We start from the raw sequence: 19179 nt of genomic DNA on the forward strand, positions 1-19179 counted from the left end.
CCCGCTGTTGCTTCGGCTGTTGCTTCGGCTGTTGCTTCTGAGGTTGCCGGCCAGCGGCCGGCACTACCGCGGGTGCCGGGCGCCGCCCGGCCGATATCCCCTGCTTGACCGCAGCCGGGGCGCCACGGAGAATTCCGCGACTAATTCTCATTTGCTGTTGCGCAGGATGCGGGCGGCAGCCTTCCAGGCCCTCCTCCTTCGATGTTCAAGAACGTCCTGTTCCAACTGCACTGGCTGCTGGGCATCACCGCCGGTGCCGTGCTGGCCGTGATGGGCCTCAGCGGCGCCGTGCTGTCCTTCGAGGATGAACTGCTGCGGGCGGCCAATCCCGGCTTCGCCGAGATCGCCGAGCACCATGCCGACGGCCAGCTTCCGCTTGAACTCAGCGAACTGGTGCCGCTGCTGCAGGCCGGCAGTGATCGCCCCCTGCAACGCCTGCGCGTGGATGCCACCGGGCAACGGCCCTCGGTGGCGCGCTTCGCTGGCGGCAAGGAACACTGGGTCTACTTCGATCCGTACACCGGCGAGCGCTTCAGCGCCCTGCGCGGGCAGGCGTTCTTCGATTTCGTCGAGGATCTGCATCGCCACCTCGCCGCCGGCGAGCGCGGCAAATGGATCACCGGCAGTTGTGCCATCGCGCTGCTGTTCTTCACCCTGTCCGGGCTCTACCTGCGCTGGCCGCGGCGCTGGTGGCACTGGCGCAGCTGGCTGGCGGTGGAATGGAAACGCAGCGGCCGTGGCTTCCTGTGGAGCCTGCACTCGGTGGTCGGCACCTGGGTGCTGCTGATCTACCTGATGAGTGCGCTGACCGGCCTGTGGTGGTCGTTCGACTGGTATCGCAGTGCCGCCAACACCCTGCTGGGCGTCGCACCGGCCGCCAAGCACAAGGTCGCCACCGACGCCGCCCTGAACCTGGAACGCATCGAAGCCACGCTGTACGCACTGCCCGGCGTGCGCACCGGCTACATCGACCTGCGCCTGCCGGAGAAGCCGGGGCAGGCACTGAACGTGCGGGTGATGGCCGGTGATCCGTCGCAGCGCGGCGGCCAGCATGACCGCGCGCATGATCTGCTGCAGCTGGACCCAGGCACGGGGGCCACGCTCGATGCCCGCCCCTATGCGCGCCAGGGCGCCGGCGCGCAGCTGGCCACCAGCGTGTTCGCGCTGCACTCGGGCAGCTACTTCGGCGTGCCCGGGCGTGTCGTGGTGATGCTCAGCAGCCTGGGCATGAGCCTGTTCTTCATCACCGGCTGGATGCTCTACCTGGACCGCCGCCGCAGCCAGCGCGCCGCGCGTGACCTGCGCCAGTCGCTGCCAGCAACGCCTGCCGATGGCGGTGGTACGCCGTGGCTGGTGGTGCATGCCAGCCAGAGTGGACTGGGAGAACAACTGGCATGGCGCGCCGCCGCGCAGCTGCAGGCGTCCGGTCATGCGGTGCAGGTGCTGCCACTGGCTCGCGTCGATGCCGCGCAGCTGGCACGCACCGCGCAGGTGCTGTGGGTACTGAGCACCTTCGGCGACGGCGAGCCACCGGATGCGGCGCGAGGCGCTGCACGACGGCTGATGGCACAGACACTCGACCTGTCAGGCCTGCAGTTTGGACTGCTGGCGCTGGGTGACCGACAGTACCCGCACTACTGCGGCTTCGGTCGCCAGGTTGATGGCTGGCTGCTCGGCAACGGCGCGCCCGTTGTTCGACCGCGTCGAAGTCGATGCCGCCTCGGTAGCGGCCTTGCGCCAATGGCAGCTGCAGCTGGGCGCGCTGACCGGCATCGTCACCGATGACAGCGTACTGCCGGCGGCCACGCAGATGCATGAGTGGCGGCTGCTCGGCCGCGACCGGCTCAATCCGGGCAGCATCGGTGGTGCCATCTGGCGCATCCGTCTTGCGCCACCGGCCGACGTGCAGTGGCAGGCGGGCGACATCCTGCATATCGCGCCCCGGCACAACGCACGGCACGCCAGCGCCGTGTTGAAGGCACAGGGGTTGGATCCGCTGCAGCCGCTGCTGGTGGACGGCCACCCACGCACCCTGCTGGCGCTGGCCAGTGAACGCGAGCTGCCCGAGGCCGACGCCGCGCTGGCGGTGCAGGATGCCTGCCTGTGGCTGTCCGGATTGCCAACGCTGCCCGGACGCGAATACTCCATCGCCTCCTCCACGAGTGATGAAGTGGTGGAACTGGTGGTGCGCCTGGTGCATGACCTGTCGGGTCGAGCCGGGCTGGGCTCGGGCTGGCTGGCGCTGCATGCCCCGGTCGGTGCCAGCATCGTGGCCCGTGTGCATCGCAACCCCGGTTTCCATCGCATTGGCGGTGTGCCGATGGTGCTGATCGGCAATGGCACCGGCATCGCGGGTCTGCGCAGCTTGTTGCGCGAAGCTGCCCATGCAGGCGAGCACGGGCACTGGCTGCTGTTCGGTGAGCGCCAGCGCGCACGACTTCCTGTTCGCCGACGAGATCGAAGCGTGGCAGGCCGATGGCCATCTCGCGCGGGTGGACCTGGCGTTCTCGCGCGATGGGGAAGGTGGTTACGTGCAGGATTGCCTGCATGCCGCCACCGATGCGCTGCGCGAATGGATGCAGCGTGGTGCGGTGATTCATGTCTGCGGCTCGCTGCAGGGCATGGCCGAAGGCGTGGACCAGGTGCTGCACGCTGCGCTGGGCGATGAGGTTGTGGAAACGCTGCTGGAGACCGGGCGCTACCGGCGCGACGTGTACTGAGCCACAAGGGTAGTGCCGGCCGCTGGCCGGCAGGATCATCGACGGTGCCGGCCAGCGGCCGGCACTACCGGAGCGGGATCAGGCCACCGCGCGCCTGTGGCATCGACTGCAGACGGAACGCGCCCACGGCTTCTGCCAGGGCATGCACCTGCGCCTGCATCTGCGCGGTCGAGGCCCCCGCCTCTTCCACCAGACTGGCGTTGCGCTGTGTACTGGCCTCCATCTGCACGATGGTCTGGTTCACCTGGGCGATGCCGGCATGCTGGTCCTGCGACGCGCTGCGGATCCCGGCCAGCAGATCCGCCAGCTGCTGCACGCTGCCGACAATCTCGCCCATCGTGGTGCCAGCCTGCTCGGCCTGCTGGTTGCCCTGCCCGACACGCGTCACCGAATCCTCGATCAATCCCTTGATCTGCTTGGCCGCCTCCGCACTGCGCTGTGCCAGCAGGCGCACTTCGGCAGCCACGACGGCGAAGCTGCGGCCCTGCTCTCCGGCACGCGCCGCTTCCACCGCCGCGTTGAGCGCGAGGATGTTGGTCTGGAAGGCGATGCCATCAATCAGCTGGGTGATGTCACCGATCCGCCGTGAGGCTTCGCTGATGCCATGCATGGTTGCCACCACCTGGCCGACCGCCTCGCCGCCGCGCTGGGCCACTGCCGCCGCGCCCTTGACCAGCGCATCCGCACGGCCCGCGGCATCGGCATTGCGGCCAACAGTGTCGGTCAGCTCGTGCATCGACGCTGCCGTCTCTTCCAGGTTGGCCGCCTGCTGTTCGGTACGCTGCGACAGATCATGGTGACCGGCGACGATCTCACCAACACCGGTGTCGAGGCTGGACGTGGCCTGCTGGATGCGGGTGACGATGCGGCCCAGTTGCGCGACGGTGGCGTTGGCATCATCGCGCATGCGCGCGAACACGCCCTGCAGTTCACCTTCCATGCGCACGCTGAGGTCACCGCGGGCCAGCGCGGCCAGAAGCGCCTGCAGATCGCCAAGATTGGTCTCGAAGGTGGTCAACAGACGATTGATGCTGGTCGACAACGTACGCACAAAGCCCTGCTTCCCCTCCAGCGCGATGCGACCGTGCAGGTCACCGTGCGCGGCCGCGTCGACCAGGGCTGCCACTTCGGTTTCCAGCAGGGTTTCCAGCGCGCGACTGCGCCATTCCACCGCCACGCCGAGGAAATGCCCCTCGTCGACAATGGGATTGGCGACCAGCTGATAGCGCACACCGCAATGGCCGATCTCGCGTTCTTCGCGTTGTCGCACGCCAGCCAGGCTGGCCAGCGCCGGATGCAGGCGTACCGCATCGCTCCCCACCAGCTCATCGCCCTGACGTTCCAGCTGCTCCAGCAGCGCCGGATTGGCGTACGCCACCAGGCCTTCGGCATCGACCACCATCAGCCCGGTCTGCGCACTGTCCAGCGCCTGGCGCACCCGGGTGTTGCCGCGCGCCACAGCACGTTCGGTCTCGATGCGCGCGCGCAGGCGCTGCTGCATGTCGACCAGGCGTCGGGCCAGCTGGCCGATCTCATCGTTGGCGTTGTAGACGCGCAGGGTGGTGTCGAGGCGGTCGTCGGCGATGTCGCTGGCGAAACGCAGGGTGTCCTGGATCGGCTGGCGCACCGCACGCAGCACCAGCACCAGGCTGGTGATCAGCACGCCGGCCACCAGCAGCAGGGTCAGTGCGAACAGCACGCTCATCGTGCGCGCCGACCTGCTGGCGCGCCTGCGCCTTGGCCAGCGCTACCACCTGCGCCTGCTGGAAAGCGGCAAGCGCCGGCGCTACGCCCGCGGCGGTATCCAGCAGCGACTGCGCTTCCACATCCAGGCCGACGCGGGCAGCGGTATACCCCAGCAGGGCGCCTTGATAGCCATCCATCCCGGTGCGCAGGGCGTCCTGCGCATCCGCGGGCAAGCCCGCCAGCGCGAGGTCGAACGGCAGCTTTTCCTCGCTGGCGCGGTCGGCGTGGGTGGAATCACCGTCGAGCAGCAGCAGGGCCTCCTGCCTTCGCATCTTCTGCAGGGACAGCGCCAGCGACGGCCGCTGCAGCGCATCCACCTGTGCCTGCAGGGTTTCGGCGGCCTGCTGCAGCTGTGCAGCGAGGCCGGCCTCACCGCGGCCCATCTCGTCGACCCGTTCGAACAGGGCGGCGACACCCTGCGAGAACGCGTCGGCCGATTCGGTCAGCACCTGCAGCGCCATGCGCCGGCCGGCGTCCATCGGCATCGCGCGAAGCGCCTGCAGGTCAGCCTGCAGGGCCTTCTGTGCTGCCAGCAACTGGCTGCGGTCAGCATCATCGAAACTGCGTGCATACTGGGTCTGCAGGCGGCGCGCTTCGGCCACCCGCGTGGACAGGCTGGCAGCCAGATCGCTGCCGCGCTGGTAGCTGGCCTGGCTGCGCGCGGCCAGGGCGTTGGCATGGCCAGTCCAGGCGTAGACAGCGGCGATCGCCACCAGGCCCAGACCACAGACCCACAGGGTCGCCTTGAGCTTGTTGGCCACGCTGAGCCGATGCGGCTGCAGCCACAGCAGCAGGCCGGGGGACGCCGAGCGCAACGTGGCAAGACGCGTGCGCAGGGACCGGAGGTGGGGGACAACGGCCGACATGACAGACTCCAGGCGGAAGGACGCACCTGTATCGGCCGGATTCAAGGCAACTTTAGGCCCTTCTTCGTCTGCGTCCCCCGTCACTGGCGGACGCGGTCTTTGTACCGGGTGCAGGCGACGGGGGCATGACACGGCCGCCGTGCTTGACCTCAACCCCGGTTGGGGGAGCACAGTGGACCCCCCTTCCCCGCCCGGTGCCCCCATGACGACGCTCGATGTCCCCCGCTACCTGCAGCGCCTGCAGCTGGATGCGCCGCCACCGCGGACCCTGGCCGGCCTGACCCTGCTGCAGCAGCGCCACAACGCACTGCTGCCCTTCGAAACCCTCAGCTGCCTGCTGCGCGATGCGGTGCCGATCGACCTGGACAGCGTGCAGCGCAAGCTGCTTGACGAGCGCCGCGGTGGTTACTGCTTCGAACTCAATGGCGGGTTGCTGGCGCTGCTGCAGGCCTTGGGCTTCGATGCCCAGCCATTGAGCGCGCGTACTGCTGGCCGCCCAGGACGGCGAACTGACCGCGCGTACCCATCTGCTGCTGCGCGTGCAGGTGGACGGCGATGACTGGCTGGTGGATGCCGGTTTTGGCAGCCTGACCCCGACCGTACCGCTGCGCCTGCATGACCCGCAGCCGCAGGCCACCCCGCACGAACGCTATCTGTTGCAGCGGTTGGAAGACGGCGGTGATTTCATGCTGTCGGCCGAATCCAGCGAGGGCTGGCGGGCGATGTACCGCTTCGATCTGCAGGCGCCGGCGCCGATCGACAACGTGGTGGGCAACTGGTACGTGTGCACCCATCCCGATTCCAGTTTCCCCGGCCAGCTGCGCGCGTCACTGACCGGGCCGGACTGGCGACGCACCATCGGCAGCGGCAACTACACCGAGTACCGCCCCGGGCAGGCACCGGACAAGCGCCCGCTGCATGATGTGGGTGACGTGCGCGACGTGCTGGAGCAGCGCTTCGGCATCCAGCTTCCGGACGACCCGCGGCTGGATCCCGCGATCAACGACTGGCTGCAGCGCTCACGCGCCGCGACGCTGTAGAGTCGAGCTTGCTCGACTGATGCATCTACGGCGACGTCAAAATCAGTCGAGCAAGCTCGACTCTACAGCGTCGCGCACCGCAGCGTTGACGTTACGGCGCTGTGCGCGCCTGCAATGCGATACGGTTGCCTTCGCTGTCGCGGATCTCGGCCACGCGCCAATCGCCGGCATCGGCCGGGCCGAAGCGCAGCTCGGCTCCGGCCTGCAGCGCACGCTCGAGGCTGGCATCCAGATCATCGACGCCGATGTAGATGCGCGCCCTGCTCGGAAGGCAGATAGTCCGCGCCGTGCACCAGCGCAATGCTGGCACCGGCGGCCTCATCGGAAAACGGTAGATAGGCCATCCGGCAGTCGTGCAGCACGATGGGTTCGTCCACCGCAACCTGCAGCCATCGCTGGTAGAACGTGATGGCCCGGTCCAGGTCACTGGCCGGGATTTCCACATGCAGGATCGGGTTCACTGACATTCCTTGCCACGTCCACTCAGATGATGCGCAGGGTAATCGCCTTCAGCACTGCACGGGTGCGATCGCGGGTGCCCAGCTTGTCGAGTATGGCGGACACGTAGTTCTTCACCGTGCCCTCGGCCAGGAACAGGCTGCGCGCGATCTCCTTGTTGCTGTAGCCCCCGGCCAGCAGGCGCAGGATTGCCACTTCACGTTCGCCGAAGGTATCGGTGGGCGGCGCTTCGTCGTGGAAGCGGTAACGCGCGCGCACCGGATCGGTACTGACCGGCAGCAGCAGGGTCTCGCCAGCGGCAACGCGTTCGATGCCCTCGCGCAGGTCGGCCGGCGCGGCATCCTTGAGCAGGAAGCCCTGTGCGCCGGCCTCGCTGGCGCGCAGCAGCAGATCACTTTCATCGAAGGTGGTCAGCAGCAGCCACGGCGTGGCATCGCCGCGCGCCCGCAGCTGGCGCAGTGCCTCGATCCCATCCAGCCCGGGCATGCGGATGTCACTGAGCACCACGTCCACGCGCTGCGTATCCAGCGCATCCAGCAGGGCCTGGCCATCCTCGGCCTCCAGCACCACGTCCACGCCCAGCCCCTGTAACAGGGCGCGCAGGCCGGCGCGGACCAGCGCCTGGTCATCGGCCAGCGCCACCCTGATCATGGCGGCACTCATGCCGGCAACCGCGCGGTCAGATGCATGCCGCCCTGCGCCGTTCGGGCCAACTCCAGCCGCCCCTGTACGGCCGCCAGACGCTCGCGCATGCCGGCGATGCCATTGCCCTCGCGGATGCGTTCGGCGCGCTGGCCGTCATCGCGGATATCGATACGCAACTGGGAATCCTCTTCACTGATCGTCAGCCACACGGTGTCCGCATTGCCGTGCCGGGCGGCGTTGGTCAGGGCTTCCTGTACCAGCCGCAGCACGGTCTCGGCCATCAATGGGTCAGCCACGCGCACCCCGTCGCCGATCTGCAGCTGCAGCTTCGGTCGTGGGAAGGGTGCGGCCAGCGCATGCAGCGCGGTGGCCAGATCGAGGCCGCGATCATCGCGCATCGACTGCACCACCTGGCGGATGTCGGCCAGCAACTCGCCGGACAACTGTTCGGCCAGCACCAGCCCTTCGCGGCCGGCCAGCGCAGGGTCAGCGGCCAGGGCGCGCAGGTTGAGCCGCATCGCGGTGAGCTTGTGCCCGGCCACATCGTGCAGCTCGCGCGCCAGGCGAAGGCGCTCGGCATCGCGTGCGCTGTCGGCCAGCAGCGCGCGGGTGGCCAGCAGGTCGGCGTTGACCCGGGCCAGGTCATCGCGGGCCAGCGCCGTGCTGCGCGCATAGTGCGCGGTCAGCGCGGCGAAGGCCTGGAAACCGCCATACAGCAGCACCACCAGCAGCGGCTGGTTGAAGCCGCTGTGGCGCAGCACGGCGTACACCGCCAGGTTGGCCAGCAGCGCAACGCCCAGCACGAAGCGCGGCGGCCAGTGTTCGGCCAGCTGTGCAACCAGCACCACCAGCAGCACCGGGGCGGTACCGGTACGCGGCTGCAGCGCAACCAGCACAACCGCCAGCAGCGCCTGCAACACCGCAGCGGCGGCGCGCACGCGGGATGGCATCGACGCCCAGCCGTGCACCACGAACAGCAGCAGGAACACAGCAAGCAACAGCAGGCTCAGCCCGGCGCCACTGCGCTGCACTGCGAACGACAGGCCGACCACCAGCACGGTGATCAGGCCGGCAAGGCTGAGCGGACGCAACAGATGGCGGAACAGGCTGGGCATGGCCAGATGCTGACGGCCGCGCACGCCGGCGGCAATGAGTCCGGCGCAGAAAGTGACTTCTGGCACGTCGAATCGATGACCACTGGCCCTGAACCCGGTGCAGCGCCCCACGCAGACTGGCTCCACACCGCCACACACACTTCCGGAGCCACTGCCATGATCCGCACCGCCCTGCTCAGCACTGCCTTGACTGCCCTGGCCCTGGTCGGCAGTGCCCACGCCGCCGACCTGGCCGTGACCGTGCACGACGTCCGCGCGCAGACCGGCACCCTGCGCGTTGCGCTGGTCGACAACGCCGCCGCCTGGGACGGCAAGGCCAAGCCCGTGCAGGCCCAGCAGGCGGCGCCCAGCGGCGACAGTGCCCACTTCACGTTCAAGGGCGTGCCGGCCGGCAGCTATGCCGTGCTGCTCACCCACGACGAGAACGACAACGGCAAGCTCGACACCAACCTGGTCGGGATGCCGGTGGAAGGCTACGGCTTCAGCAACAACCCGCAGGTGATGCGCAAGCCGACCTTCGACGAGGCGAGCGTCGAGGTGCCGGCCGCCGGCACCGCCATCGACATCACCCTCCGCTGATTCCGCATCCATACCCGAGGCCACCATGGACCGTCGCCGCTTCCTTCGTACCCTGCTCAGCAGCAGTGCCTGTCTGGCCCTGGGCGCTACCGCGCTGCGCGGCGCTCCCGCCTTCGCCGGCGACCCGGCGCGGTTCGCGCAGGGCATGCAGGAACACCCGTGGCTGCTTGGCTGGCGCAGCGTCGGCAGCGAAAGCCTCGGCCCGGCCACCGTGCAGTTGCAGGGAAAGCTGCCGTCAGGCCTGGCCGGTACGCTGTACCGCAACGGCCCGGCGTGGACCGAGCGCGATGGCTTCCGCTATGACCACTGGTTCGACGGCGACGGCATGGTGCATGGCTGGCGCTTCAATGGTGACGGCAGCCTGACCCATCACGGGCGTATGGTCGCCACGCCGAAATTCACCCGTGAACAGAAGGCCGGCCGCTTCCAGTATCCGGCTGCCGGCACCAGCGTTCCCGGTGCGCTGGCAGTTCGAAACAACGACGATGCCAACGTGGCAAACACCTCGGTAACCATGATCAATGGCCGCCTGTTCGCGCTGTGCGAGTCCGGCTCGGCGTTCGAAGTGGATCCCGATTCGCTGCAGACACTGGGTCCGGTGACCTGGCGTCCGGACCTCGCTGCACTGCCGTTTTCGGCGCACCCGCTGCGCGACCGCGACGGCAGCCTCTGGAACTTCGGCTCGATCAGCCTGATGGGGGGCCATGGCCTGCTGGTCTGGCACATCGGTGCGGACGGCCAGCTGCGCAGCGCCAATGTGATCGAAACACCCGAGCATGGCTACCTGCATGCCTTCGCGATGACCGACCAGCACCTGGTGTTCGTGATGATGCCGTTCGATTTCACCGGCGCAGGTGGCAGCTTCTTCGAGCGCATGCAGTTCGCACCGCAGCGTCCGGTGCGCATCGCGGTGGTCGCCAAGGATGCGCCGGACAAGGCGCAATGGTTCGAGGCCCCGTTCGCGGCGATCTACCACTTCGGCGACGCGTTCACCCGCGATGGCGGCATCGTGCTGCGCGCAGTGCGCCACGACGACATCAATGAGGCGCGCTCGCCGATGAAGGAAGCGATGGCCGGTGATGGCGCACACGCGGCCAACAGTGGCGCCAGCCTGGTCGAGCTGCATCTGGACCTGCGTCGTGGACAGGCCCACTGGCAGACGTTGGGCATCAGCGCGATGGAGTTCCCGTTGTTCGACCCGCGCTCGGCGAACACACGTGGCGCACGGCTGTATGCGCCGACCATCGACGGCACGGCCACTGCGCCGTACTTCAACGCGGTGGCCGCGTTCGAGATCGAGCACGGACGCCGCCAGCTCTGGAACTACGGGGCGGACATCATGGCCGAAGAGCATGTGTTCGTACCGCGCCCGGGCAGCCGCAACGCCGATGATGGCTGGCTGATCGGCACCCTGCTTGACCCGGTGAACAAGCGCAGCGGCCTGGCGGTGCTCGATGCCCGCCACCTGGACGACGGTCCGCTGGCACAGGCCTGGCTGCCCTATGCGGTACCACTGGGCTTCCACGGCACCTTCGCCGCGCGCGGCTGATTCCACGCCACGCGGACACCGTTATTGGCATGCTGGGTCTCCCCTGCCCCGTGGAGTCCCGCATGTCCCTGGCCGACCACCGAAGTACGCTGGCACCACACGGTTTCCTGCGCGTGGCGATCAACCTGGGCAACCCGGTGCTGGCACAGGGCGATGCGCCTCACCGCGCGGCCCCTCACTGGAACTGGCTACCGCATTGGCGCAACGGATGGGGGTGCAGGCTCGCTTCACCTGCCACGATGCCGCAGCCTCGGTGGTCGAGGCAGCAGGCGAAGACGGCTGGGATCTGGCCTTCCTGGCCATCGATCCGGCACGCGCCGACCGCATTGCCTTCAGTGCCCCGTACCTGGAGATCGAAGGTACCTATCTGGTTCGCGCGGACAGCCCTGCGCAGCAGGTGGCCGACCTGGATCGCGAGGGGCTGCGCATCGCGGTGGGGCGTGGCGCGGCCTATGACCTGTTCCTGAGCCGCGAACTGCGCCATGCCACGATCGAGCGGGCGGAGACCTCGGCGGCGGCCATCACCCTGTTCGATCAGCAGCGCCTGGATGCCGCCGCCGGTGTACGCCAGCCGCTGGAAGCATGGGCGCAGGCGCATCCCGGCCACCGTGTGCTGGCCGGCCGTTTCACCGCGATCCAGCAGGCAGTGGCGGCGCCGGCCTCACGCCCGGCCGATGCATTGCGGGCGTTGTTCGAGGAAGTGGAGGCGATCAAGGCCGGCCCGTTGCTTGAGGCAGCGTTCGCCCGTGCCGGGCAGGCGGTCACGCTGGTGCGATGACTGTAGAGTCGAGCACCAGCAGTCGAGCATGGCTCGACTCTACAGATCCAGATGCAATGGTCGAGCATGGCTCGGCGCTATAGATGTGCGTCTGCCATGTGCCGCACATGCTCGGCGGCCTGCGCATGCAGCCAGTCGCGGAACGCAAGGAAACCGCGATGGCTGGCCGAGCGCTGCGGGTACACCAGCCAATGCGGCCAGTCGGTCTTCAGGCGCTGGCTGGACAGTGCGACCAGCTGGCCCGAATCCAGCAGCAGCTGCGCCCGCGTCACCCGCCCGAGCGCTACGCCCACGCCATCCAGAGCGGCGCGATGGTGCGCTTCCGAATCATCCAGCACCGCCACGAAACGCGACGGCGGGCTCTGCCCGCTCAACGCGAACCAGGCGCCCCACGCGCCGTCCGGATCGCCGAGCAGCGGCCACCGGGTCAACGGCACACGGTCAATGCCGCCCATGCGTTCGATCAGCGCCGGGCTCGCCATCGGCACCAGCCACTCGTCGAACAGCGGTTCCACCACCAGGCCCGGCCATTGCCCGCTGCCCAGACGCAGCGCGGCGTCGAACTGGCGCTGCCGCTCGAAATCGATCAGGCGTTCACTCGACTGCAGGTTGATCTCGATCTGTGGATGCTCGGCCACGAAGTGACCCAGGCGCGGTACCAGCCAGGCCGACGCCATCGACGGCACCGCGCTGATCGTCAACACGTGCTCGGCACGTGCGGCATAGGGCTGGAAGGCTTCGTTGATCGCATCCAGATGCGGTCCGACCTGGTCGAGCAGGCGCTGCCCCTCAAGGGTGAGGGTGACACCACGCGGCTGGCGGATCAGCAGCGGCTGCCCGAGCCGTTCTTCCAGCTGCCGCATCTGATGGCTGAGCGCACTGACGGTCACATTCATCGACGCGGCGGCACGCGACAGGTTGCCGAGCCGGGCAGCAGCCACGAAGCCCTGCAGGGCATGGAGCGGAGGGCGGGACATCAGGCTTGAATTCCTCTCAAGGCATGCTTGTGGAAATGTCGCTTTTTGCCCGTCCATGCTGCCCGTATCGTGCAATCCACTCAAGTGGAGGCACGCTCATGAACATCTTCAGCGGCTTGTTGTTCCTGCACGGCCACGTGGCCAGCGCCGAGCTGGCACGCCAGCTGGCCAGCCCGTCGCCGACGCCCAGCACCGCCCCCGGTAGTGCCGGCCGCTGGCCGGCAACCTCGTCGACCGGGAAACCTGCAGCTGCCAGCCAGCGGCCGGCACACCCCTAACGCTGCAGCGCTTCCTGCACCGCGGCAGCCACGTCGGTGTTGTCGATGTAACTGCCGTCGTTCCAGCGCACGTGCTGACGGTAGCCGGCATCAACGCCCCGCACGCGCTGGCCCAGCAGCTCCGCGCCCGCGCCCTTGGCCCACAACGGCACCAGCGCATTGGAATGGTTGCCGGTCGGGCGGAAGCTCATCCCCGGCATGCGTCCACGGCCGTTGTTGCGCACCGGCTCGAAGGCGACGTTCTGTGCATCCGGGCCCATCGGCATGCTGTTGTCGTGGTCGGTGGTGACGATCAACAGGTTGCGTTCCCAGCCACCGTTGCGCTCGATCCAGTCGACCACCGCCGCCACCGCGTCGTTGAACTCCACGGTTTCCTCGATCAGCCGGCCGTACTGCGGCTGGTCGCTGCACTGGCCGTAGTGCCATTCGGTGCCGCAGGCACTGGTATGCGCCGCCCAGTCGGTGGCGCCGCCTTCCACCATCAGGAACAGGCCCTTGGTCGAACGCTGCTGCAGGAACTGCAGCGCGCCACGCGTCATGGTCGCAAGATCCGGCACGCTGTCGATCTTCCTCACACCGGAAGGCGTGGCCGCATCCTTGCCCAGCACCTGCAGCTGGCGCGCCTGCTGCAGCGTGTTGGCCACGCGCGGCACGCCGATCAGCGGCCGGTCGGCCGGCAGCCGTCCCTGCGCCAGCGCGGCGAACGCCTCCTTGCTGCGGATCAGGCGCCACGGCCCCGACGGATTGCCGGCAATGGTGCTGCCCGCTTCCAGCTGCTGCCAATCCTGCTGCGACACCCATTCCCACGGGTTCGCGCAGCCCTCGGCCTTGGCCGCGCCGGCACTCTCGTCACAGGCGCGACCATCAACGCTGTAGCCGGGACCGCCGGTGCCCATCACCAGGTCCATGTGGCCCTGCGCCAGCATCTGGTGCGCGATGGCGTGATAGTTGTTGCGCGATTCGTTCTGCGCCGCGAACGCGGCCGGCGTGGCATGCGCGAACGGTACCGAAGTCACCACGCCGGTGGCCATGCCCAGCCGCTTGGCGCGCAGCGTATTGAACTCGACCGGATTGCCATCGTTGTTGAAGTTGATGGCGTTGTTGTAGGTCTTGATGCCCGAGGACAACGCGGTACCCGCCGCCGCACTGTCGGTAGCCACCGCAGCCAGGTACTGGTAGCCCGCAAACGGCAGGTCCTGCGCAGGAACCGGTGTGTCATCCCAGGCCTTGCCCGCGTCGTAACCCAGGGTCTGTGCGTTGTCGCGGGTCGGCTGGCTGCTGGCATTCAACGGGAAGGTGGTTACCGCCAGGCGCTGCGGGAAATCCGCATACGGGGCCCCTTCGCGGCCGCCGTATTGCCAGTAGGCGGCGGCGTCCCAGGTGCCCCAACCGGCGCCGTCGTTGATCATCACGATCACGTTGTGCGGGCGCGCTGGGCCGGAAGCAACAGCCTCGGCGCGCAGATTGGGCTGGCAGCCGCCAAGTGCGGCCAGCGCGAGCAGCAACGAAGAATGAAGCCAGCGGCGTGGAATGCGTGCAGTCATCGGGTGTCCCGTCGGGCCATCGGCGGCCCACAATGACGATACGTTATATCGTTGCAATATTTCAGCTTCGTGCAGCCGCCGCACACTATCCTCCTGGGCCCCCACTGCCATCGTCGCTTCCATGCCGTCTCCTGCTCCTGCGCGTGCACCGCTGTCGTCCATCACCCTCGATGCGGCAACTTTCGCGGTGATGCACCAGCACAACACGGATATCGCCAGGCAGCCGGCCTCGCTGACCAAGCTGATGACCGCCTACGCGGCTTACGAATGTGTCGAGGAGCGCGGGCGCTCGTGGGGCGACGAAGTCACCATCGCCGCCGACGACGTGCATGCGGTCGCCGACGATGAAACGCGCATGGGCCTGGTGCCCGGCGAGACGGTCACTCTCGCGCGCCTGCTGGAAGGGTTGATGATCGTCTCCGGCAATGACGCGGCGCTGGCCATCGCGCGCCACGTGGACGGATCGCAGCCTGCGTTCCTGGAGCGCATGAACCGGCACGCACGCCAGCTCGGCCTGCGCAGCAGCTGGTTCGCCAGCGTCTCCGGCATCACCACGCCGCACCATGCGTCCAGCGCGCGACATGGCGGTGCTGGCCGCCTGCCTGTTGAACGATCATCCGCAGATATTGGCGATCACCGCGCAGCGCGTGTTCGCGCACGGCAGCTTCAGCCGCAGCAACCAGAACGCCCTGCTTGGCGATGACGGCGTGGATGGCTTGAAGACCGGCTACACCCAGGCCGCAGGCTTCTGCCTGGCCGCCACCGCCTGCCGGGCAGTGCCCGGGCGGGATCAGCCGGTACGCCTGATCACCGTGGTGCTGGGTTCTGAAAGCCGCGACGCACGCGATGCCCTTGTGCGCGAGCGGCTGGCCGCCGGGTTCGCGGCGCTGGCCGACAGCACCGCCGACGCCTGAGCGGCTCAGCGCCGCTTGACCGTTGCCACGATCAGCCGCTGCAGCTCGGCTTCGGCTGCGGCCTTGTCCAGCGCGCCTGCTGCCACGGCTTCGGACAGGGCTTCGGCCGCACCGAGAATCGCCCAGCGCCCGGCCAGTGGCACCGTGCCGTCGGCAGCAAACGGGCCCAGCCAGGCGTCGCAGTTGTCGATGAAATCCTGCTGGTAACGCCGCCGTACCTCGTGCAGTTCCGGCGCGCCCACCAGCGCGGCGAGGATGCCCTGCACTTCACTGCCCTGGCTGAGGATGCAGTCGATGTAGCCGGAGGCGATGGCCGCCGCACGATCGGCCAACTGCGCCCGTGCGCGGCCGATGCGCTCGTTGAAGACCACCGTCTGGCGGCCGTCGTAGTCATCGTAGAGCGCGGCCAGCAGGCCGTTGCGGGTCACGAAGTGATCGTAGGCCACCGGCTTGGTCACGCCCGCGGCCTCGGCCAGCCGACCCAGGGTCAACGCGTCGGTGCCTTCTTCGCCAACCAGCGCCCAGGCCACGTCCAGCAACTGGCGGGCGCGTTGCTCGCGGGTCAATCGGCGTCGCGTGGGAGCGGCGTTGGCAGGCATCGGCGGAACACGGCGATCAGTGCATCGGAGTTCCGATTTTACGGCCGATCGCCAGCGCGGTCTGCAGATGCGTTTCGGCCGCACCGGTATCGGCATCCAGCAGCAGGTCTGACGTCAGCACGCGCGCCGCAGTAGTCGAAGATGCCCATGTCGATCTGCGTCTTCATCGCCGCGCCGTAACCGCGCCGTTCGATCATGTCCGCGCCGGCTCCGCCGATGCCGACCAGGTGCACGCGCAACCGCTGCAGCTTCTTCTGCACCTTGCCGTCTGCACCGTCCTGGTAGGCCCAGCCCTGGGTGAACACGCGATCGATCCAGCCCTTCAGCAGCGCGGGGAACGACCACCAGTACAGCGGGTAGACCAGTACCAGCGTGTCGGCAGCATCCAGCCGCGCCTGCTCGGCGGCGACGTCGGCTGGAGGTGCGCCGGTGCCACGGAACAGCGCCTGGTCGTGCGTGTTGAAGCGCGGATCGAAGCCTTCGGCCATCAGATCGGCATGGGTCACGGTATTGGCGGCATCCGTTGCGGTGATGGCTTCGCCGATGCGCCTGGCGATGGCATGGGTCAACGCGGCGGATTCAGGATGGGCGGTAACGATGAGGGTGTGCATGGGGGATGTCCGGAATTCATTACCTACCAATAGTAGGTAATGGCGCCCGGGACACCAGCGCCATGCGTGGGACGCTGTTTCCGCATCCGCCGTATAGTGCGGCGGTTCCCGCTGAGATACCCGACGATGCACCGATACCTGCTCGCCCTTCTGCTGGCCCTGCCGATGGCAATGGCCGTTGCGCCAGCGCTGGCCGGTGAGCTCAGTCCGGAAGACTCAGCCGCATTGCGCCAGGACGTGCAGGCGATGATGGGCGCATTCGCCCGCGGCGATGCCGAGTTGATCATCGCCCGAACCCATCCCAGCCTGAAGCGCCTGGCCGGGGGCGATGAGGCCTATGCGCGTATGACTCGCGACACCCTGAAAGAGCTGCGCAGGACCGGGGTCACCATCATCAGCGACGAGGCCGGCGTGCCGGGCCACACCTATGCAGCCGGTGATGAGGAAGTCTGCTTCGTGCCACGCCAGTCGCTGCTGCGCGTGCGCGAGGCGCCGATGCGCAGCACCTCGTTCATGCTCGCCGTGCGCCGCGTCGGCACAGCCCAATGGAGTTTCATTGACGGTGCTGCGTTGCTGGACAATCCCGCGCTGCTGCGGCAACTGCTGCCAGCGTTGGAGCCTGGGGTGACGCTGCCCAAGGGTGGGATGGAAGCGCTGTAATCGCAGGCGCATCCATCCACGCATGGCGTGGATCTACTATCCCTGCTGGTCTGGGACTGCACCGGGATTTCGCTCAACGGAACAGCGCGTTCAACGCGGCCCCGGAAGCCGCCTGCTGCAGGCCGTCGAAGCGTCCGGCCTGCACGATCGGCTGTGTCGCCTGCATCAGTCCGCCCCATGCAGCACGGGCCAATGCGCCGCCCAGGCTGACGCGGCGGACGCCGAGTGCAGCGATGTCCTGCAGGCTCAGCGGTGTCGGCCCACCGACCAGCAGGTTCACCGGCTTCGACCCTGCGGCGGCAACCACCGCGCTGATCTGCTCGCGCGTGCTGATGCCTGGTGCATACAGCACGTCTGCACCGGCCTCGGCATAGGCGCGCAGGCGTTGCAGGGTGTCCGGCAGATCCAGCACGCCGACGAAGAAGTTCTCGGCACGGCCAACCAGCAGCACGTCGCCGCCCGCGCGGTCGATGGCTGCACGGGCAGCTCGCAGGCGCTCCACCGCCTGATCGATCGGACGCAGCGGTGCATCGGCGACGCCGCTGGCATCCTCGATCGACAACGCCGCGATGCCGGTCTCGATCGCCGCGGCCACCGCCTCCTGCACCTTCTGCGGCGTATCACCGAAACCATCGCCGAAATCGGCGTTCAACGGCAGCGGCGTCGCTGCCGCCATCAGGCGCAGATGGTCCAGCGTGGCCTGCAGCGAAACCGCTCCGTCCGGCCGCCCTTCGCTCCAGGCACAGCCGGCACTGGTCGTGGCCAGTGCCTGGAAGCCCTGCCGCTGCAGGTAGCGCGCACCGCCCACGTCCCATGGATTGGGCAGTACGAAGCACCCTGCTGCATGCAGCTGGCGGAAGGCCGCGCGCTTGCGTTGGGTATCGGCATCGGGCGAGGTCATGGCGGGCTCCGGGGCGGCAGAACTGCACCCTAGCCCGCCCTGCAGCCGGGCTCAACGACGACGGCGCAAACCTGCATGAGCTGATGCCACCTGCTTATTGGACGCTGTGGATGCAGGTGCCCGAGCGTGCTTGCCTGCCCACACGATGCCGCCACGGAGCCCTTCATGCACCCGGACCCGCTGACCTTGATCGACGCCGGCGACGATGACGCCCACTGGGCCGACCTGCTTTCGCCCACACGCCGCCGCCTGATCGCATCGGCCGGTCTGGCCGCCGGCGGCCTGGCCAGTGCGTCGACCGCCGCCGCAGCCCCGCGCGGCGAAAGCACGGTGAACACCACCGAACCCGGGCGCCCCGGCTTCCGTGCCATCGTCCCGCCGCCGGTGAAGGGCAGCAGCCCCTGGGGCCAGGTCACCGCCAGCGAACCGACCCCGCGTCCAGCCAGCGTGCGTCCCGGGGAGGCCACCCTGCCCGCGACCCCACGTGCCTACACCGACATCAAGAGCTATCACGCGCATATCTACTTCGACGAGGACAGCTTCGAGAAAGCTGCGCTGCTGCGGCGCTGGGCGGCCGAGCGCTTCCCGGTGGAGCTGGGCAACTGGAACCTGGAACCACGCGGACCGCACGTCACCCCGTCGTTCTATTTCGGCTTCACCAACGACCTGCTGCCGGTGCTGGTGCCATGGCTGCAGCTCAACAGCCTGGGCCTGACCATCCTGATCCACCCCAATACCGGTGATGGCCGCGCCGACCATCTGTATTACGCGTTGTGGGTGAACCGCGCGCAGCCGGTGAACGCCTACAACTGGCCAGCACCGAAGCCGGGGGAACGGGAGCCCTTGGAGGAAGTGTTCCCGAACGTGGTGCCGACGGTGCCGCTGGAGACGTGAGCGGGTGCGTGGCGGGGGCGGTGGGTGGCGTGCAGCGCACCTTGGGCCGCCCCTCGGTGGGTGCGTAGCCTGCTGCGCACCGAACTTCCTTCATCCACGCATGGCGTGGATCTACCGCATCACAGCCCGTTGCGGCATCGGTCATCGCCCGGCCTGCCGCCATCGTCGGCCTACGTGCATGCATCCCCGGCCTGCAAGGCGTTCAGCGCGCCGTGATCCAGCGCCCGCCATACGGCCACAAGCGCTCCGGCAGATTTCAAACGATCGATTGAAACGCTGCAAACTTCGCCGAACTGGACAGCAT

The 19179-nt window shown here is 68.2% G+C and carries 11 protein-coding genes and 7 pseudogenes; 9 read left to right on the forward strand and 9 right to left on the reverse strand.

Annotation, left to right across the window (positions count from 1 at the left end; genetic code table 11):
• Positions 1-201 precede the first annotated feature (201 nt).
• Positions 202-2720 (forward strand): annotated as a pseudogene (locus ACZK2V_RS20900) (PepSY domain-containing protein).
• 64 nt (positions 2721-2784) lie between these two features.
• Here ACZK2V_RS20900 and ACZK2V_RS20905 read toward each other — a convergent pair.
• Positions 2785-5332: pseudogene (locus tag ACZK2V_RS20905) on the reverse strand (methyl-accepting chemotaxis protein).
• Between the two features lie 202 nt (positions 5333-5534).
• Here ACZK2V_RS20905 and ACZK2V_RS20910 point away from each other — a divergent pair.
• Positions 5535-6372 (forward strand): annotated as a pseudogene (locus ACZK2V_RS20910) (arylamine N-acetyltransferase family protein).
• 91 nt (positions 6373-6463) lie between these two features.
• Here the strand turns inward: ACZK2V_RS20910 and ACZK2V_RS20915 are convergent.
• The 3 genes and pseudogenes from ACZK2V_RS20915 to ACZK2V_RS20925 all read right to left on the reverse strand — a co-directional run bounded on the left by ACZK2V_RS20915 (position 6464) and on the right by ACZK2V_RS20925 (position 8591).
• Positions 6464-6833: pseudogene (locus ACZK2V_RS20915) on the reverse strand (VOC family protein).
• Between the two features lie 22 nt (positions 6834-6855).
• Positions 6856-7494: a response regulator transcription factor gene (locus ACZK2V_RS20920; protein ID WP_486322759.1), complete on the reverse strand. Its 639-nt coding sequence runs from the start codon at positions 7492-7494 to the stop codon at positions 6856-6858.
• Positions 7491-8591: a sensor histidine kinase gene (locus ACZK2V_RS20925; protein ID WP_486323349.1), complete on the reverse strand. Its 1101-nt coding sequence runs from the start codon at positions 8589-8591 to the stop codon at positions 7491-7493. Before ACZK2V_RS20925 ends, ACZK2V_RS20920 begins: the two co-directional genes overlap by 4 nt.
• Before the next feature lie 156 nt (positions 8592-8747).
• On the opposite strand from ACZK2V_RS20925, the gene ACZK2V_RS20930 reads away from it, so the two are divergent.
• From ACZK2V_RS20930 to ACZK2V_RS20940, 3 genes and pseudogenes are all read left to right on the forward strand, one after another.
• Positions 8748-9170 (forward strand): DUF2141 domain-containing protein, encoded by a 423-nt coding sequence (locus ACZK2V_RS20930; RefSeq protein WP_486322760.1) that lies wholly within the window; start codon positions 8748-8750, stop codon positions 9168-9170.
• A gap of 25 nt (positions 9171-9195) precedes the next feature.
• On the forward strand, positions 9196-10719 hold the full coding sequence (locus tag ACZK2V_RS20935) for a carotenoid oxygenase family protein (RefSeq protein WP_486322761.1): 1524 nt from the start codon (positions 9196-9198) through the stop codon (positions 10717-10719).
• A gap of 62 nt (positions 10720-10781) precedes the next feature.
• Positions 10782-11497: pseudogene (locus ACZK2V_RS20940) on the forward strand (ABC transporter substrate-binding protein).
• 77 nt (positions 11498-11574) lie between these two features.
• Here ACZK2V_RS20940 and ACZK2V_RS20945 read toward each other — a convergent pair.
• The gene (locus ACZK2V_RS20945) at positions 11575-12474 is read right to left on the reverse strand and encodes a LysR substrate-binding domain-containing protein (protein ID WP_486322762.1); all 900 of its coding nucleotides are present in this window, start codon (positions 12472-12474) and stop codon (positions 11575-11577) included.
• 98 nt (positions 12475-12572) lie between these two features.
• Here ACZK2V_RS20945 and ACZK2V_RS20950 point away from each other — a divergent pair, with 98 nt between their 5' ends.
• Positions 12573-12752: a hypothetical protein gene (locus ACZK2V_RS20950; protein WP_132810876.1), complete on the forward strand. Its 180-nt coding sequence runs from the start codon at positions 12573-12575 to the stop codon at positions 12750-12752.
• Here ACZK2V_RS20950 and ACZK2V_RS20955 read toward each other — a convergent pair.
• Positions 12749-14296: an alkaline phosphatase gene (locus ACZK2V_RS20955; protein ID WP_486322763.1), complete on the reverse strand. Its 1548-nt coding sequence runs from the start codon at positions 14294-14296 to the stop codon at positions 12749-12751. The genes ACZK2V_RS20950 and ACZK2V_RS20955 overlap by 4 nt on opposite strands.
• A 121-nt stretch (positions 14297-14417) precedes the next feature.
• Here ACZK2V_RS20955 and ACZK2V_RS20960 point away from each other — a divergent pair.
• A pseudogene (locus tag ACZK2V_RS20960) lies at positions 14418-15210 on the forward strand (D-alanyl-D-alanine carboxypeptidase family protein).
• A gap of 5 nt (positions 15211-15215) precedes the next feature.
• Here ACZK2V_RS20960 and ACZK2V_RS20965 read toward each other — a convergent pair.
• Both ACZK2V_RS20965 and ACZK2V_RS20970 read right to left on the reverse strand, forming a co-directional pair.
• Positions 15216-15809: a TetR/AcrR family transcriptional regulator gene (locus ACZK2V_RS20965; RefSeq protein ID WP_032129566.1), complete on the reverse strand. Its 594-nt coding sequence runs from the start codon at positions 15807-15809 to the stop codon at positions 15216-15218.
• Between the two features lie 16 nt (positions 15810-15825).
• Positions 15826-16420 (reverse strand): annotated as a pseudogene (locus ACZK2V_RS20970) (NAD(P)H-dependent oxidoreductase).
• A 126-nt stretch (positions 16421-16546) separates the two neighbouring features.
• Between ACZK2V_RS20970 and ACZK2V_RS20975 the strand changes: the two are divergent.
• Entirely contained in the window at positions 16547-17080 is a 534-nt protein-coding gene (locus ACZK2V_RS20975; RefSeq protein WP_201117481.1) for a hypothetical protein, read from the forward strand.
• Between the two features lie 73 nt (positions 17081-17153).
• On the opposite strand, the gene ACZK2V_RS20980 is transcribed toward ACZK2V_RS20975, so the two are convergent.
• Positions 17154-17981: an isocitrate lyase/PEP mutase family protein gene (locus ACZK2V_RS20980; RefSeq protein WP_486322764.1), complete on the reverse strand. Its 828-nt coding sequence runs from the start codon at positions 17979-17981 to the stop codon at positions 17154-17156.
• Between the two features lie 165 nt (positions 17982-18146).
• Here ACZK2V_RS20980 and ACZK2V_RS20985 point away from each other — a divergent pair, with 165 nt between their 5' ends.
• Entirely contained in the window at positions 18147-18875 is a 729-nt protein-coding gene (locus ACZK2V_RS20985; RefSeq protein ID WP_049401742.1) for a DOPA 4,5-dioxygenase family protein, read from the forward strand.
• Positions 18876-19179 lie beyond the last annotated feature (304 nt).

It is taken from the genome of Stenotrophomonas sp. 93052_Sma (assembly GCF_056481145.1).